Genomic DNA, 16,322 nt, shown 5'->3' on the forward strand with positions numbered 1-16,322 from the left:
GTCGGCTCAGAAAATCAGTTGGAGGGATTTGGGGAAGAGGACAGGAGATGTAGAAGTTCCGGGAAATAAAATTTTATAGGATTGACACTTGAAGCGGTGCCATAATCGTATAGTTATTTATGGTTACTACTTTTTTCTGTTAACTGGAGCGTGCTTGAAAAACCATTTCTACAATCTGCACGCCCCGATTTGCGGTAAAAATGCTAAAGAAAGCAAAAAAGTTATAAGGCGAATGGATAAAGCCCGGAAATCTTTCTCAAAATAAATCCTGAATTTGCATGGGCAGCCAACAAACAGCTTCCAAAGAGATCCAGAACGAAAAAATCTTTATGTAATCTTAATATGGTGGCTGATATATTTACACTATCTTTGAATGGGTACATATATAATGAGGGAAACATGCCGGATGAAATATTAATACACAGGAGGGATTTATGTCAAAGGACATACATAAAAAGAAGCATTTGTCTTCTTTTCAATTAATTATTCTGGGATTTGCAAGTGTTATTTTGCTAGGGGCAATTATATTAATGCTGCCAGTTTCTTCTGCCGAAGGAGTGATAACTCCATTTAATCAGACGCTTTTTACATCAACTTCCGCAGTATGTGTAACGGGACTTGCTGTCTTGGATACAGGAAGTTACTGGTCTGTTTTTGGGCAGGTAGTTATTTTACTTTTGATACAGATAGGAGGACTTGGTGTAGTTACTGTTGCCGTTTCTGTATTTATGCTGTCAGGCAGAAAGATTTCTCTGATGCAGCGCAGCACGATGCAGAATGCAATTTCTGCGCATAAAGTAGGAGGCATTGTCCGTCTGACAAAGTTTATTTTAAAGGGGACATTATTTATTGAGATGGCAGGAGCATTAGCGTTGCTGCCGGTTTTTTATCATGATTTTGGAAGAAAAGGAATCTGGATGGCAGTGTTTCATTCCATATCAGCTTTTTGTAATGCTGGATTTGATATTTTAGGTACGCCAGCGAATCCATTTCCATCCATTACCGCTTATGCAGGAAATCCGATTGTAAATGTAGTGATTATGTTTTTAATTATAGCAGGTGGTATAGGATTTCTTACGTGGGAGGATATTTGTATTAATAAAACCCACTTTAGAAAGTATCATATGCAGAGTAAGATTATACTTGTGACAACCGCACTTTTGATAGTTTTACCAGCTGTTTTTTTCTTTTTTTCTGATTTTACTCATCTGTCAGTGGGAAAACGTCTGCTTGCATCGGCTTTTCAGGCAGTAACTCCAAGAACTGCCGGATTTAATACTATGGATATTTCTAAAATGACAGAAGTTTCAAAAGCAATGATTATTATACTTATGCTTGTCGGAGGTTCGCCAAGTTCTACGGCAGGAGGTATGAAGACAACAACTTTTGCAGTGCTTATATTGAATGCATTTGCCACATTCCGGAGTCAGGAAAATGTCGAAACATTTGGAAGAAGAATCGAGTGGAGTGTGATAAAGAATGCATCAACGATTGCAATGATGTACTGTATGTTATTTTTATGTGGAGGAATTACGATCAGTGTATATGAAGGGCTTCCACTTTCGGAATGTCTTTATGAAGCAGCATCGGCGGTTGGAACAGTAGGGCTTACATTAGGAATCACACCAAAGCTTCACATAGTATCACAATTCATACTGATCATACTCATGTATCTTGGAAGAGTAGGAGGACTTACTCTTATTTATGCGGTCCTTTCAAAGAAAAAGAAGGGAAATGCAAGGTTGCCATTAGAAAAATTAACAGTAGGATAAGTGTTAGGATCGTGTATGGTATCCGTTAAATAACACAGAGGGAGAATCGAATTATGAAAAATATATTATTAATCGGACTTGGGAGATTTGGAAGACATATTGCAATGGAGCTTAGTGAATTAGGGCATGAAATTATGGCGGTAGATGTCAATGAGGGCAGAGTAGATAAAGTCCTTCCCTACGTTACAAATGCACAGATTGGAGATAGCACGAATGCGGAATTTTTAGAATCATTAGGAATTGGAAATTATGATATCTGTTTTGTTACGATTGGAGGGAGCTTTCAAAATTCATTAGAGACCACATCTCTATTAAAGGAACTTGGTGCAAAAATGGTTATTTCGAGAGCAGAGAGGGATGTTCAGGAGAAGTTCCTTTTAAGAAATGGTGCAGATAAAGTGATTTATCCAGAAAAACAGGTGGCAAAATGGGCTTCAATCCGTTATACCGATGACCATATCCTTGATTATATGGAAGTAGATGCTTCCCATGCAATATTTGAAGTGGAAGTACCGAAAGAGTGGATTGGAAAAACGGTTGGAGAGCTGGATATTCGAAGAAAATATGATATTAATATCCTGGCAATAAAAAATAATGGAGAGCTTAGCATGGCAATATCTCCAGATACATTTTTTACAGGAAATATCTCTCTTTTAGTAATCGGAGAGCATAAGGCAATTAAAAAGTGTTTCCATATTTAAATTAAAGAGGGGATAAATGATGAAAGAAGTAATTTTACTCTTAACAGTATTGGTAATGTTTATTGTTTGTTTTTTTGTTATGGGAAAGATTGGATATTTCATCAATGAAAATTACAAAGCATTTATTATAGAGGAGAGGGAAAATACGCAATCCTGTAAAATTATATCTTTGGATAAAATTTCTGATGAAGAGTTGTTAAAAGAAATACATGATTATCAAAAAAAATGTGGTAAAGCAGGTATGATAATTTATGATTCAAAAAAGAAAGATAAGAGGCAGTGTTTTGACGGTGATAAAGCAGTATGATATACTCTAATATACTCTTGAATTCAAGTAAAAGGCGGGAAATTAAAATAATGGAAGAAAATGAAAGAAGAGAAGGCGTATTAAAGCAGCATTTTGCATTATATGTAAAGAAACCGTCAATGAAAGATTGTTTTGTGACGGTTTTTATATTTATGATATGTACTATTATTGGTCTTTTATTTCAGAAACTGCATTTTACAGATACGAATATCGTTACGATTTATATCCTTGGTGTATTGATTACTTCTATTTTGACAGACGGTTATCTGTGCAGTATCGCAGGTTCCTTTTTAAGCGTTGTTTTATTTTGCTTTTTTCTTACGGAACCGAGGATGTCTTTCCAGACATATGCAGTTGGATATCCGGTAACTTTTGCGATTATGCTGGTATGCTCTGTGTTGGCGGGAACTCTTTCCGCTAAATTAAAAATGCATGCAAGGATTTACTCTCAGCTCGCATTTCGAACGCAGGTATTATTCGACACAGACCGCCTGCTGCAAAAAGCGAGGAGCAGTAAAGAGATGCTACGTGTCACCTGCACGCAGTTGGTTCGTTTACTGAACCGGGATATTGTTGCATATATTGTAGAAGAGGGGAAATTGTCACAGGGACAGGTATTTTATAAAAACAAAGAAGAAACAGATCAGCAATTTTTAATACCGGAAGAACAAAAGATTGCCAGATGGGTCTATGAAAATAATAAGCGTGCAGGAGTAGGAACGAATTATTTTAAAAATGCAAAATGTTTATATTTAGCAATCCGCATTGGTGATCACGTATATGGTGTAATTGGAATCCCGGCGAACAAAGATGTTTTTGATTCCGTTGAGTATAGCATTTTACTTTCCGTAGTAAATGAATGTGCGCTTGCTATGGAAAATCTGCGCAATGCAATAGAAAAAGAGAAGAATGCTGTTTTGGCGAAAAATGAACAGCTGCGAGCAGATTTACTGCGTGCGATTTCTCATGATCTAAGGACGCCGCTTTGTTCTATTTCCGGCAATGCGGATATGCTTTTAAATAACGGAGCGTGCCTGGACAGTAAAACGAAGCAGCAGATTTATGTGGATATTTATGATGATTCTGAATGGCTCATTGGCGTGGTAGAGAATCTGTTATCTATTACAAGGCTTAATGATGGGCGACTGAAGTTTAAATTTACAGATCAGTTACTTGATGAAGTCATTGCAGAATCTTTGCGTCATATCAGCAGGAAGCATGATGAATATACAATTGTGACAAAGTGTGAAGAACTGATTCTTGTCCGAATGGATGTGCAGCTTATCATACAGGTACTAGTGAATCTCATTGATAATGCCATAAAATATACACCGAAAGGTTCGAAAATCTGTATCCGGGGAATGAAATGTAATGGAAAAGCACAGATCTGTGTGGAGGATAATGGACCGGGTATTGCAGATGAAATGAAGCCATATATCTTTGAGATGTTTTATACTGGGAAAAGTACGATTGCAGACAGCCAGAGAAGTCTCGGTCTGGGTCTGTCACTTTGCCAATCTATTATAGAAGCACATGATGGAAGGCTCCTTCTTACAGATAATACACCACGAGGATGTATTTTTACTTTTACTTTACCACTTAGCGAGGTGACATTAAATGAATAAAACAGTAGTTCTTGTTGTGGAGGATGACCGTCCGATACGAAATCTCATCGTAACAACATTAAAAATGCATGATTATAAATATCTTACGGCTAAAAATGGAGCATCTGCGATAATGGAAGCATCTTCACATCATCCAGATATTGTCCTCTTAGATCTGGGTCTTCCGGATATGGAAGGAGTAGATGTAATTAAAAAAATCCGTACATGGTCCAATATGCCGATTATTGTTATCAGCGCTCGAAGTGAAGACAGCGATAAAATAGAAGCATTAGATTCCGGGGCAGATGATTATATTACAAAACCTTTTTCGGTGGAAGAACTGCTTGCCCGCATACGGGTGACACAGCGGCGCCTTGCCATTATTCAGGCGGGAGAAGAACAGGAAGCTTCTATTTTTATTAACGGACAATTGAAAATAGATTATACAGCTGGCTGTACCTATCTGAAAGGAAAAGAACTGCATCTGACACCAATTGAATATAAGCTTTTATGTCTTTTGTCACGTAATGTCGGAAGGGTATTAACGCATACCTATATCACACAGCAGATATGGGGGAATTGTTCACAAAATGATATTGCTTCACTAAGGGTGTTTATGGCAACATTACGAAAAAAACTTGAACCAGATAAAAATGGACTCCAGTATATACAGACGCATATCGGAATCGGATACCGGATGCTTCGGATAGAATAAGGAGGCACTATAAGTGAAAAGAAGTATAGCACAGTATCATCTTCCGGGGCTGTTTGAGTTTTATGAATTGTATAAAGTGTTTTTGCCGTTATTTCGGGAACATGGAGAATATTTTTATGATTGGTGCGATATTGGATCTGTCTATGGTGCCCCAGCGGATTGTATCTGGGGCGGAGGACGAGCAGGATTTGGGGATGACGATGCAAAGAAAGTGTTAGATTTAATGAAAGGGTATGGGATTTCTGCCCGGCTGACTTTTAGTAATTCTCTGCTTAGAGAAGAACATCTTTTGGATAAAAAATGTAATGCGCTTTGCAGATTGTTTGAAGAAACTGGGGATATACAAAATGGAGTTATCATTCATTCGGACCTGTTATTAGAATATTTAAAAAAGAACTATCCTAACCTTTACTTTGTCTCATCAACAACAAAAGTCCTGACAAATTTTCAGGACTTTTTAAAAGAAGTAAAAAGAGAAGATTTTCAATACGTTGTCCCAGATTTTCGTTTGAACAAGTCTTTTGATAGGTTAAATACCTTAACGCAAATAGAAAAAGACAAAGTGGAATTCCTATGTAATGAATGCTGCTGGTTTGGCTGTAAGGATAGAAAACGCTGCTATGAGGCAGTGAGCAGGAAGAATCTGGGAGAGCACTACCCGGAACATCACTGTACTGCGCCGAATGCGGAACAAGGATACCGCTTTTCAAAAGCAATGAAGAATTCAGGATTTATCGGGATAGAGGATATCCAAAACAGCTATCTGCCAATGGGATTTTCGAATTTCAAAATTGAAGGACGGGGACTTGGCAGTGCATTGGTGCTGGAATTCCTGCTTTATTATATGGTTAAGCCAGAATATCAGATACATATCAGAGAAGCAATATATCTTGATAATATGCTGGATTTGTTTTAAGAGATTATTTGAGAAGAAACAATACTTTATGATATTCAAAGTCAACAACTAAAAAAGGATATAACCAGCGACTATAGAACAGCTGCTGGTTATATCCTTTTTTAGTTGCGTCAGCATTTAAATATCATAAAACACCGGTTTCTTCCCCTTAAACACTACATAATGATGGAAACCAGCCCTATGGAGAATAGCAGGCACATGATCAAACTCCCACGCCATATGCTCCGGCTGATGTGCATCACTTCCAATCGTGATAAGTTCCCCGCCAAGCTCCCGGTATCTTCTCAAAATAGAAATATCGGGATTTGGCCAGTCAAGTCCATACTTAAGACCTGCCGTGTTTACCTCAAGAGCACGATTCCTCTCAATGATTTCAATAAGAATTTCATCAAGAACATCTGTAAAATGGTCATAAAAGAATGTCTGTGAAGACTCTGGCAGGTAGCGGCAGACATAATCAAGATGACCGACAGACTGATAGTGTGGAAAAACTTTTAAATTTGCAAGAATCGTTTCAAAGTAGTTCATAAGCCCGCGGGTTGCACCCATTTCCTTAAAATAAGTTCCATAATAAGGATCCGTTCCATTTACGATATGGCAGGAATTGATGATAAAATCAAAATCATTGCCATATTTTTTATAAAAGTTAGCGAGTGTCTGCCCAAGATGCGGCTGCACACCGAGTTCAAGTCCGTATAAAATCTCGATTTGTGAGGCATACTTTTCCTTGAGAGTAAAAAGAGTCTTTTTATAATTTTCAAAATCTAAAAGGAAGTCCAGACCATCAGGAGTGTCCGGATAGCAGGGATCGTAATGTTCGGTAAAGCACAACGTTTTCATTCCGAGACGGATGCCCTGTTTGATCATCAGTTCCATCGGTGTGTCTGAATCGGAAGAAAAAGAGGAGTGAAGATGTGTGTCTGTGTAAATCATAACCGTGTTTCCTTTCTGGTAAAAATTTGCATTTGTATTTTCCTGCACATTTAAAATAAGGGTAAAAAATTGTAATTTAAGGCCAAAAGTTCTGTATACTTGCAGGAAAAATGGCAACAATATCATAATAGCATAAAAGTGATGAAAAAAAATCTATAATTTTATGCAAAATACTACTTGAAATCTTGGCAATAATTAGGTAAAATAGTTAAGGATTTGACAGGGAAAGTCAAATCACAGCGCAGGAGGGCATATTTCCTGCGAACTTTAATGTCAAAGAAATATCTAAAACTTAGGAGGAATTACCATGGCAGTAAAAGTTGCAATTAATGGATTTGGCCGTATCGGTCGTTTAGCTTTCAGACAGATGTTTGGTGCAGAAGGCTATGAAGTAGTAGCTATCAACGATTTAACAAGCCCTAAGATGCTTGCGCACTTATTAAAATATGACTCTTCTCAGGGAACATATGAGAAAGCAGCTACAGTAAAAGCTGGAGAAGATTCCATCACAGTTGACGGACAGGAAATCAAAATCTACGCTTTCCCAGATGCAAACAATTGCCCATGGGGAGAAATCGGTGTTGACGTAGTTCTTGAGTGTTCTGGATTCTACACAAGCAAAGAAAAAGCTCAGGCTCATATCAATGCTGGTGCTAAGAAAGTTGTTATTTCCGCTCCTGCTGGAAACGACCTTCCAACAGTTGTTTACAATACAAACCATACAGTATTAAAACCAGAAGATACAATTATCTCTGCAGCTTCTTGTACAACAAACTGTTTAGCTCCTATGGCTGACGCTCTTAACAAATACGCTCCAATCCAGAGTGGTATCATGTGTACAATTCACGCTTACACAGGTGACCAGATGACTCTTGACGGACCACAGCGTAAAGGTGACTTAAGAAGATCTCGTGCAGCAGCAGTTAACATCGTTCCTAACAGCACAGGTGCTGCTAAGGCAATCGGTCTTGTTATCCCAGAATTAAACGGTAAGTTAATCGGATCTGCTCAGCGTGTTCCAACACCTACAGGATCTACAACAATCTTAACAGCAGTTGTTAAAGGTGCTGACGTAACAGTTGAAGGAATCAATGCAGCTATGAAAGCAGCAGCTAACGAATCTTTCGGTTACAACGAAGATGAAATCGTTTCTTCTGATATCGTAGGAATGAGATTTGGTTCTTTATTCGATGCAACTCAGACAATGGTTAACAAAGTTGCAGATGATTTATACGAAGTACAGGTTGTTTCATGGTACGATAACGAAAACAGCTACACATCTCAGATGGTTCGTACAATCAAATACTTTGCAGAATTAGCATAATTTAAGCGATAGTATTAGTATATATTTAAGAATATAAGACTCAAACATGGGTCCGGTCTCGTGGGACCGGGCCTTTGTTTGTTTTTTGAATAATGTATTTGAGGATTTCTTTGTAGAAGCATGACAGTTCTGTCTTGCAATCAAGTTTATTCTTCAGACTACATTGAATATAATTTAGGAGGAATTCCAACATGGGTTTAAATAAAAAATCTGTAGACGATATTAATGTAAAAGGACTTAAAGTTCTTTGCAGATGTGACTTCAACGTTCCATTAAAAGATGGTAAGATCACAGACGAGAACCGTCTTGTAGCTGCACTTCCAACAATCAAGAAGTTAATCGCAGACGGCGGTAAAGTAATTCTTTGCTCTCACTTAGGTAAAGTAAAAACAGAAGAAGATTACACAACAAAGACTTTAGCTCCAGTAGCAGCTCGTTTATCTGAGCTTCTTGGACAGGAAGTAAAATTTGCAGCAGACCGTGAAGTTGTTGGACCAAACGCAAAAGCTGCAGTAGAAGCTATGAAAGACGGAGATGTTATCTTACTTGAGAACACTCGTTTCCGCAAAGAAGAGACAAAGTGTGGAGAAGAATTCTCCAAAGACCTTGCTTCTATCTGTGATGTATTCGTAAATGATGCATTCGGTACAGCTCACAGAGCTCACTGCTCTAACGTAGGTGTTGCTTCTTTAGTAGACACAGCAGTAGTTGGATACTTAATGCAGAAAGAAATCGATTTCTTAGGCAATGCTGTAGAGAACCCAGTACGTCCTTTCGTTGCTATCCTTGGTGGAGCAAAAGTTGCAGATAAGTTAAACGTTATCTCTAACTTACTTGAGAAGTGTGACACACTCATCATCGGTGGTGGTATGGCTTACACATTCTTAAAAGCAAAAGGATATGAAATCGGTAACTCTTTAGTTGACGAGACAAAGATTGATTACTGTAAAGAAATGATGGAAAAAGCAGAAAGCCTTGGCAAGAAGTTACTTCTTCCAGTTGACTCTGTAATGGTAGATGCTTTCCCTAACCCAATCGATGCTGAAATCCCAACATATGTATACGATGCAGACGCTATGGCAGCAGACAAAGAAGCTTGCGATATCGGACCTAAGACAATCGAATTATACGCAGAGGCAGTAAAGACAGCTAAGACAGTTGTTTGGAATGGACCTATGGGTGTATTCGAAAACCCAATTCTTGCAGCAGGAACAAAGGCAGTTGCAGCAGCACTTGCTGAGACAGATGCTACAACAATCATTGGTGGCGGAGATTCCGCAGCAGCAGTTAACCAGCTTGGATATGGTGACAAGATGAGCCACATTTCTACAGGTGGCGGAGCTTCTCTTGAGTTCTTAGAAGGTAAAGAATTACCAGGTGTTGCAGCAGCAAACGATAAATAATTTCAGAATTACGGGAGTAGCGTTAGCTACAGAGTAATTCGTGACATCAGTTAGGGTCAGAATACCTTTTGACCCTAACATCATAAATATATAATAAAGGGGAATTTGTTATGCGTAAGAAAATTGTAGCAGGTAACTGGAAAATGAATAAAACTCCTAGTGAGGCAGTTGAATTAGTAAATATGTTAAAACCACTTTGTGCGAATGAAGATGTTGACGTAGTATTCTGCGTACCAGCAATCGACATTATCCCAGCTATGGAAGCTGCAAAAGGTTCTAACATTGCAATTGGTGCAGAGAATATGTACTATGAAGAGAGCGGTGCTTACACTGGTGAGATTTCTCCTGCTATGTTAGTAGATGCTGGAGTAAAATACGTTGTTCTCGGACATTCTGAAAGAAGAGAATACTTCGCAGAGACAAATGAAACAGTTAACAAGAAGATGTTAAAAGCTTTCGAACATGGTATCACACCAATCATGTGCTGTGGAGAAACATTAGAGCAGAGAGAACAGGGTGTTACAATGGACTTTATCCGTCAGCAGGTTAAAGTTGGTTTCTTAAATGTAACAGCAGATCAGGCTAAGACAGCAGTTATCGCTTACGAGCCAATCTGGGCAATCGGAACAGGAAAGACTGCTACAACAGAGCAGGCTCAGGAAGTTTGTGCAGAGATTCGTAAATGTATCGCTGAAATCTATGATGATGCAACAGCAGCTGCAATCCGTATTCAGTACGGCGGAAGCGTAAACGCTAAGACAGCTCCAGACTTATTTGCTCAGGCAGATATTGACGGCGGACTTGTTGGCGGAGCTTCCTTAAAGGCTGATTTTGGTCAGATCGTAAACTACAATAAATAATAGATTCCATATTTGAATCACGAAAATAGTAACCCGCGGACATTTCTCCGCGGGTCAACTATACCAATCCTATAAAATGTTGCAGGATTATATCAATAGCAATATATGATTATTTTTGTATTATTTTATAGAGTTAGTATACACTTTAAACGGGAGATTATAAAATGAGTAAAAAACCTACAGTATTATTAATTATGGATGGCTTTGGTTTAAATGACAGACATGAAGCCAATGCTGTATATGAGGCAAACACTCCAAATATCGATAAATTAATGGAAAAATGTCCATTTGTAAAAGGAAATGCCAGCGGTCTTGCCGTAGGACTTCCAGACGGACAGATGGGTAACTCTGAAGTTGGACACCTTAACATGGGTGCTGGACGTATCGTATATCAGGAGCTTACAAGAATCACGAAAGCAATTAAGGATGGAGACTTCTTTGATAATAAAGCATTTTTAGAAGCAGTAGAGAATTGTAAAAAGAATAACTCTACCCTTCATTTATACGGATTATTATCCGATGGTGGTGTACACAGCCACAACACACATCTTTACGCTTTATTAGAGCTTGCAAAGAGACAGGGGCTTACAGACGTATGCGTGCACTGTTTCTTAGATGGCCGTGACACAGCTCCAACATCTGGTAAAGAATTTATCGAAGAATTAGAAACAAAAATCAAAGAAATCGGTGTAGGCCAGATCGCATCTATCGAAGGTCGTTACTATGCAATGGACAGAGATAACCGTTGGGATCGTGTAGAAAAAGCTTACGCTGCTTTAGTTTACGGTGAAGGTAATGAAGCAGCAGATGCAGTAGAGGCAATTCAGGCTTCTTATGATAATGATAAGACAGATGAGTTCGTTATCCCTACAGTAATCAAGAAAGACGGACAGCCAGTAGGCACAGTAAAAGCAAACGATTCCGTTATCTTCTTCAACTTCCGTCCAGACCGTGCAAGAGAAATCACTCGTGCAATGTGTGACCCTGAATTTACAGGATTTGAGAGAAGAAATGGCGTATTTCCATTAACTTATGTCTGCTTCACAGAATATGATGAGACAATCCCTGGGAAAATCATCGCATTCCACAAAGAAGAAATCACAAACACATTTGGAGAATTTCTTGCAGCAAACGGCTTAACACAGCTTCGTCTTGCAGAGACAGAGAAATATGCTCATGTAACATTCTTCTTCAACGGTGGTGTAGAAGTTCCTAATAAGGGCGAAGACAGAATCCTTGTTAAGTCTCCAGCAGTAGCAACTTATGACTTACAGCCAGAGATGAGCGCTCCAGAAGTTGGAGAAAAACTTGTAGAAGCAATCAAATCTGACAAATATGATGTCATCATCATCAACTTCGCAAACCCTGATATGGTAGGCCATACCGGAGTACAGGAAGCAGCAATTAAGGCAGTAGAAACTGTAGATACCTGCGTTGGCAATGCTGTAGCAGCATTAAAAGAAGTAGATGGACAGATGTTTATCTGTGCAGACCACGGAAACTGCGAGCAGTTAATTGACTATGAAACAGGTGAACCATACACAGCTCATACAACAAATCCAGTTCCATTTATCCTTGTAAATTACGACCCGGCTTACACATTAAGAGAAGGCGGATGTTTAGCAGACATCGCTCCAACCTTAATCGAGATGATGGGAATGGAACAGCCAGCAGAAATGACAGGAAAATCACTTCTTATCAAGAAATAAGCAGGCTGTATTTGTGGGGGACAAATATCGTTATCCTGAAAAGGGCAGAGATGATTAGCGTCCAATAAAAAAATAAACAAAATAGACCTTGTAGATTTGTGAAAAATCAGATTTGCAAGGTCTTTTTTTCATTTAAAAACAATCAAAAAAACAATCGTAAATATTTTGATTGCTTTTTTTATGTTATAATAAATTTGCTAAATTAAGTATAAGAATAAAAAAGAAAGGAAGCACGTATTATGAAAGAAAATACCAAAAAAGGCAGTTGTTATTTGAACGGATTAGCCATCTTTTTAAGCATTATTTTTGTTATAAGCATATTTATAGCGGCAGATAACGCGATTCCCCTACAAGCAGCGACTGCAAAAAGCCAGAGCACAACAGTAGCTAATAGATCCAAAGTCAAAAAGGACAAATGGACAACGCTTCTCCAAAAATATGAAAAAAGCAAAAAAGTAAACCAGCTTATCTTCGTAAAATACAAAGGTAAAAGCAAGGCAAATATCGTTTTGTATGAAAAAGTAAATGGAAAGTTTAAAAAAGTATTTGGCTGTATCGGTTATGTCGGTAAAAATGGTATTGGTAAGAAACGTGAGGGAGATAAGAAAACGCCAACTGGTACTTATAGTTTTACAAAGGCTTTCGGAATTAAGAAGAATCCACGCAGTAAGATAAAATACATAAAGCTGAATAAATACCATTATTGGAGCGGGGATAGGAGATATTATAATCAGATGATTGATATCCGTAAGGTGAAAGCAAGCCGCTCTGGAGAGCATCTGATTGATTATAAGCCACATTATAATTATGCACTAGCGATTGACTATAATAAAAACTGTGTTTATAAGAAAGGCTCTGCTATTTTCTTACACTGCACAGGAAGCAATCCATACACAGGTGGCTGCGTGGCTGTGAAACAGAAATATATGAAAAAGATTATGCAGACCGTAGATAAGAATGCGAAAATCTGTATTTATCCAAAATAGATATGAATGGTGATTTGGACAGATATAGAAAGTGCATTTAGGCAATAATATGTATGACAGAACAGATGCGAAGAGATGTAGATTGGCATACAAAATAAATATTAGAAAAGAAAAATATATTGCAAAAAAAGCTTAAGTGGCTTAATATACGATATGTTGGCAGTGATATAACAAGCAATTGGTTATTGTGTGATATGTTTATTTAAGTAAGCGTGATATTTATACAGTAAAATACTTATATATAGTTTAAGCGCTTGTCAGGAAACAGTAGATTTCCGAAAGTTACAAATAAAAAATTACTGCCTTAAATATAAATTAGAGGAACGTTACAGAAAGAAGGATTTAATAATGAAAATAGGAAGAAATGATAAATGCTGGTGTGGCAGCGGAAAGAAATATAAAGCATGTCATATGTCTTTTGATAACCGTATCAAAGATTACTGGAACAGAGGATATGAAGTACCAGACCATTCTATGATTAAGACACCAGAGCAGATAGAAGGAATCCGTGAAGCTGGTAAGAAGAATACAATGGTTCTTGACTTTATCACTCCATATGTAAAAGAGGGAGTAAGTACAGGAGAACTCAATCGTCTTATCGAAGAATATACAAGAGAAATCGGTGGAATCCCAGCTTGTCTTGGTTATCAGGGGTATCCAAAGAGTGTTTGTATTTCTATTGATGATGTTGTATGTCATGGTATTCCAAGTGATGACCAGATTTTAAAGAGTGGTCAGATTCTTAATGTAGACTGTACTACAATTTATAATGGCTATTTTGGTGATGCATCAAGAATGTTCTGTATCGGTGACGTTTCTGAAGAGAAGAAGAAACTTGTCCGCGTGACAAAAGAATGTGTTGACCTTGCTCTTGCAGCAACAAAACCGTGGGGAACCATGGGTGATATGGGGTATGTTTGTAACAAACATGCTGTTGAGAATGGATACAGTGTCGTAAGAGAAATCGGCGGACATGGCTGTGGCGTGCAATTCCATGAAGAACCGTGGGTTAATCATATTGGGCAGCCGGATGAGGGAATCCTTTTTGTACCAGGTATGACATTTACGATTGAGCCGATGGTAAATATGGGAAAACCAGACGTATGGGAAGATGAAGATGACGGCTGGACAATCCGCACAGAAGATGGTAAGCCGTCTGCTCAGTGGGAGTACACGATTTTAGTGACAGAGGATGGAACGGAGATTTTATCTCACTAGAGCGTTTTTCAAACACGCTCTAAGAGACAGACGAAAGCAGAGAATAAAATAATCTATATTTGTGGTTTTAGTTACGGCGTGTTGAATACTCGCTCCTGGGCTCGTATCCAACACTTGCTCCGAGACCACAAATATAGATTATTTTATTCTCTGCCTTCTGGCTTTATATATTCTGATGTATTGTGTTAAATTATTTGAATGGAAAGATGGATTTTCCGTCAAAATAAGAATTGTCTGAAAATTTATGTGCAAAGTAGGAGGATAAAGTATATTTTTTAATAAAAGGAGTTACTTTATCGCAGGTTTGTTGTATAAATAACATTTGATATGCTTAAATTGCTTATATAAACACGCTCTAGAGAGGCTGGCACGTTTTTTGTGAGATTTGAGTGGGAAGCCAGACTAATAAATTAAAGGGTTTTATACAATCCTTCATGCTAAAAAAACATAAAAATGAAGCCAAATTCAAAAAAAGTTGCAAAAATTTTTTTTATTCGTACAAAAAATCTTGCTTTTATGATTTTAGTGTAGTAATATAGAGTTCATGAAATTATCTGGTGGGCTGACATATTGATATGGCTGTGCAGAATCAACTTATTCATGAGTGAGTCAGTGTTCCAAAAGATATTTTTTCGTTATAAACTATCAAGGAGGAAAAAATAATGAGAAAGTTTATAAGCGTAATGTTAGTCGCTGCAATGGCAGTAACAGCATTAACAGGATGTGGTAGCAATTCAAGTTCTTCATCTAAGAAAGATGCAGACAAATATTATATTGGTGGTATTGGACCGACTACCGGAGCAACAGCGATTTACGGAACAGCCGTAAAGAACGGAGCACAGATTGCAGTAGATGAAATCAATGCTGCAGGTGGTATTAACGGTAAGCAGATTGAATACCGTTTTGAAGATGACCAGAACGATGCAGAGAAAGCAGTTAATGCTTACAATACATTAAAAGACTGGGGTATGCAGATGTTAGTTGGAACAACAACAACTGCTCCATGTATCGCAGTAGCTGGTAAGACAGCATCCGATAATGTATTCCAGATTACACCATCTGCTTCTTCACCAGATGTACTTTCCAGCGGAAACGGAAATGTATTCCAGGTATGTTTCACAGACCCTAACCAGGGTGTTGCTTCTGCTCAGTACATTGCAGAGAACAAGCTTCCAACTAAGATTGGTATTATCTATGATAGTTCTGATGTATATTCTTCAGGTATTGAAGAAAAATTTGAAGCAGAAGCTAAGACACAGGGGCTTAACATCGTTTCTAAGGCAGCATTTACAGCAGATTCCAAGACAGACTTTGGAACACAGCTTCAGAAAGCAAAAGATGCAGGAGCAGACTTATTGTTCTTACCTATCTACTATCAGGAAGCATCTATTATTTTAAAACAGGCAGACACTATGGGATACAAACCTAAATTCTTTGGTGTAGACGGAATGGATGGTATCCTTACAGTAGAGAACTTTGATACTAAGTTAGCAGAAGATGTCATGCTCTTAACTCCATTCGCAGCAGATGCGAAAAATAAGTCAGTTCAGAACTTTGTAAAGACTTACAAAGAAAAATATAAAGATACTCCTAACCAGTTCGCAGCAGACTCATACGATGCTGTTTACGCATTAAAGGCAGCAATCGAGGAATCTAAAGCAACTACAGATATGAGTGCTTCTGATATGTGTGATGCATTAAAAGGTGCTATGACTAAGATTAAGATGCAGGGTCTCACAGGTGGAGAAGACGGTCTTACATGGAATGAAAGCGGAGAAGTAACTAAGTCTCCTAAGGCTGTTATTATTAAGAACGGTGCTTACAAAGCAATGTAATTTAAATAATATATAGCCCAGGGAAGGGTTACCTGCGGG

At 38.1% G+C, this 16,322-nt stretch carries 14 protein-coding genes; 13 read left to right on the forward strand and 1 reads right to left on the reverse strand.

The features are described 5' to 3' along the window. The first annotated feature begins 434 nt into the window (after positions 1-434). The 6 genes from EUBHAL_RS12640 to EUBHAL_RS12665 are packed head-to-tail and all read left to right on the forward strand — an operon-like array spanning position 435 to position 6,015. Positions 435-1,772 (forward strand): TrkH family potassium uptake protein, encoded by a 1,338-nt coding sequence (locus EUBHAL_RS12640; protein ID WP_005350590.1) that lies wholly within the window; start codon positions 435-437, stop codon positions 1,770-1,772. 53 nt (positions 1,773-1,825) lie between these two features. Next, complete coding sequence (locus tag EUBHAL_RS12645; protein ID WP_005350592.1) at positions 1,826-2,473, forward strand: potassium channel family protein; 648 nt, start codon at positions 1,826-1,828, stop codon at positions 2,471-2,473. Positions 2,474-2,489: 16 nt separating this feature from the next. Continuing rightward, the gene (locus EUBHAL_RS12650) at positions 2,490-2,780 is read left to right on the forward strand and encodes a hypothetical protein (protein ID WP_005350594.1); all 291 of its coding nucleotides are present in this window, start codon (positions 2,490-2,492) and stop codon (positions 2,778-2,780) included. Positions 2,781-2,830: 50 nt separating this feature from the next. Further along, positions 2,831-4,405 (forward strand): ATP-binding protein, encoded by a 1,575-nt coding sequence (locus EUBHAL_RS12655; RefSeq protein ID WP_242648799.1) that lies wholly within the window; start codon positions 2,831-2,833, stop codon positions 4,403-4,405. After that, on the forward strand, positions 4,398-5,099 hold the full coding sequence (locus tag EUBHAL_RS12660; protein WP_005350599.1) for a response regulator: 702 nt from the start codon (positions 4,398-4,400) through the stop codon (positions 5,097-5,099). The genes EUBHAL_RS12655 and EUBHAL_RS12660 overlap by 8 nt, the downstream gene beginning before the upstream one ends. Positions 5,100-5,112: 13 nt before the next feature. Then, on the forward strand, positions 5,113-6,015 hold the full coding sequence (locus EUBHAL_RS12665) for a hypothetical protein (protein ID WP_005350601.1): 903 nt from the start codon (positions 5,113-5,115) through the stop codon (positions 6,013-6,015). Between the two features lie 117 nt (positions 6,016-6,132). Here the strand turns inward: EUBHAL_RS12665 and EUBHAL_RS12670 are convergent, their stop codons facing one another. Continuing rightward, the gene (locus EUBHAL_RS12670) at positions 6,133-6,948 is read right to left on the reverse strand and encodes a histidinol-phosphatase HisJ family protein (RefSeq protein WP_044923490.1); all 816 of its coding nucleotides are present in this window, start codon (positions 6,946-6,948) and stop codon (positions 6,133-6,135) included. Positions 6,949-7,255: 307 nt separating this feature from the next. Between EUBHAL_RS12670 and gap the strand changes: the two genes are divergently transcribed. The 7 genes from gap to EUBHAL_RS12705 all read left to right on the forward strand — a co-directional run bounded on the left by gap (position 7,256) and on the right by EUBHAL_RS12705 (position 16,283). Next, positions 7,256-8,272, forward strand: coding sequence for a type I glyceraldehyde-3-phosphate dehydrogenase (gene gap / locus EUBHAL_RS12675; protein ID WP_005350605.1), 1,017 nt, complete (start codon positions 7,256-7,258; stop codon positions 8,270-8,272). Between the two features lie 191 nt (positions 8,273-8,463). Beyond that, positions 8,464-9,675 carry a phosphoglycerate kinase gene (locus EUBHAL_RS12680; protein ID WP_005350607.1) on the forward strand — a complete coding sequence of 404 codons (1,212 nt, stop codon included), beginning with the start codon at positions 8,464-8,466 and terminating at the stop codon, positions 9,673-9,675. 110 nt (positions 9,676-9,785) lie between these two features. Further along, positions 9,786-10,535, forward strand: coding sequence for a triose-phosphate isomerase (gene tpiA / locus EUBHAL_RS12685; RefSeq protein ID WP_005350609.1), 750 nt, complete (start codon positions 9,786-9,788; stop codon positions 10,533-10,535). A gap of 164 nt (positions 10,536-10,699) precedes the next feature. Beyond that, a complete protein-coding gene (gene gpmI / locus EUBHAL_RS12690; protein ID WP_005350611.1) occupies positions 10,700-12,244 on the forward strand; it encodes a 2,3-bisphosphoglycerate-independent phosphoglycerate mutase in 1,545 nt (514 codons plus the stop codon). 239 nt (positions 12,245-12,483) lie between these two features. After that, on the forward strand, positions 12,484-13,230 hold the full coding sequence (locus tag EUBHAL_RS12695) for a L,D-transpeptidase family protein (RefSeq protein ID WP_005350612.1): 747 nt from the start codon (positions 12,484-12,486) through the stop codon (positions 13,228-13,230). A gap of 348 nt (positions 13,231-13,578) precedes the next feature. Further along, positions 13,579-14,448 carry a methionyl aminopeptidase gene (locus tag EUBHAL_RS12700; RefSeq protein WP_005350615.1) on the forward strand — a complete coding sequence of 290 codons (870 nt, stop codon included), beginning with the start codon at positions 13,579-13,581 and terminating at the stop codon, positions 14,446-14,448. A gap of 662 nt (positions 14,449-15,110) precedes the next feature. Beyond that, entirely contained in the window at positions 15,111-16,283 is a 1,173-nt protein-coding gene (locus EUBHAL_RS12705; RefSeq protein ID WP_005350620.1) for an ABC transporter substrate-binding protein, read from the forward strand. Positions 16,284-16,322 lie beyond the last annotated feature (39 nt).

The sequence above is a fragment of the Anaerobutyricum hallii DSM 3353 genome, assembly GCF_000173975.1.
In the GTDB taxonomy this organism is placed as follows: domain Bacteria; phylum Bacillota; class Clostridia; order Lachnospirales; family Lachnospiraceae; genus Anaerobutyricum; species Anaerobutyricum hallii.

Bases quoted from the DNA above. Each gene is read 5' to 3' on its own strand.
- EUBHAL_RS12650 (WP_005350594.1), top strand. From the start codon at position 2,490: ATGATGAAAGAAGTAATTTTACTCTTAACAGTATTGGTAATGTTTATT.
- EUBHAL_RS12655 (WP_242648799.1), top strand. From the start codon at position 2,831: ATGGAAGAAAATGAAAGAAGAGAAGGCGTATTAAAGCAGCATTTTGCA.
- EUBHAL_RS12700 (WP_005350615.1), top strand. From the start codon at position 13,579: ATGAAAATAGGAAGAAATGATAAATGCTGGTGTGGCAGCGGAAAGAAA.
- EUBHAL_RS12645 (WP_005350592.1), top strand. From the start codon at position 1,826: ATGAAAAATATATTATTAATCGGACTTGGGAGATTTGGAAGACATATT.
- gpmI (WP_005350611.1), top strand. From the start codon at position 10,700: ATGAGTAAAAAACCTACAGTATTATTAATTATGGATGGCTTTGGTTTA.
- EUBHAL_RS12680 (WP_005350607.1), top strand. From the start codon at position 8,464: ATGGGTTTAAATAAAAAATCTGTAGACGATATTAATGTAAAAGGACTT.
- EUBHAL_RS12695 (WP_005350612.1), top strand. From the start codon at position 12,484: ATGAAAGAAAATACCAAAAAAGGCAGTTGTTATTTGAACGGATTAGCC.
- EUBHAL_RS12660 (WP_005350599.1), top strand. From the start codon at position 4,398: ATGAATAAAACAGTAGTTCTTGTTGTGGAGGATGACCGTCCGATACGA.
- EUBHAL_RS12705 (WP_005350620.1), top strand. From the start codon at position 15,111: ATGAGAAAGTTTATAAGCGTAATGTTAGTCGCTGCAATGGCAGTAACA.
- EUBHAL_RS12670 (WP_044923490.1), bottom strand. From the start codon at position 6,948: ATGATTTACACAGACACACATCTTCACTCCTCTTTTTCTTCCGATTCA.
- gap (WP_005350605.1), top strand. From the start codon at position 7,256: ATGGCAGTAAAAGTTGCAATTAATGGATTTGGCCGTATCGGTCGTTTA.
- EUBHAL_RS12640 (WP_005350590.1), top strand. From the start codon at position 435: ATGTCAAAGGACATACATAAAAAGAAGCATTTGTCTTCTTTTCAATTA.
- tpiA (WP_005350609.1), top strand. From the start codon at position 9,786: ATGCGTAAGAAAATTGTAGCAGGTAACTGGAAAATGAATAAAACTCCT.